Origin of the sequence: Kumtagia ephedrae, from assembly GCF_003012745.1 — a bacterium.
GTDB lineage: Bacteria > Pseudomonadota > Alphaproteobacteria > Rhizobiales > Rhizobiaceae > Kumtagia > Kumtagia ephedrae.
Window position 1 is genome coordinate 1 of the sequence record NZ_PXYK01000083.1, and the last position, 382, is coordinate 382.

Sequence of the window (382 nt, forward strand, 5' to 3'; positions counted from 1 at the left end):
GCCGCCGGTCGGGACCGACAGCGACACGCCCTTCAGCACCAGGATGACGTGATCGTAGATCACCTCGATGTTGTTGACCGAGAGGATGGGGGCGGGCGCGACGCTTCCCTCCCCCTCGAGGGGAGGGTGGCCGCGAAGCGGCCGGGTGGGGTCCTCCCGGCCGGCCTCAACGTCGTTTCCGTCCTGCTTCTGCATATCAACGTCCCGCGCTGCCGAGCCGACCCCACCCGGCCCCTTCGGGCCACCCTCCCCTCAAGGGGAGGGAGAACCGCGTTACTTGCATTCTTCATTCACCGGCCAGGGCGCGTTCGCCTCGGCGTATTTCTTCGCCTCGGCCTCGACCAGCGGCGCGATCATGTCCTGGTCGGCCTCCAGCCGGTCC

1 pseudogene is annotated in these 382 nt (G+C 68.6%); it reads right to left on the minus strand.

Annotated features, from left to right (window positions below):
* Positions 1-195 (minus strand): annotated as a pseudogene (locus C7I84_RS30810) (hypothetical protein); the annotation flags it as partial.
* Between the last annotated feature and the right edge of the window lie 187 nt (positions 196-382).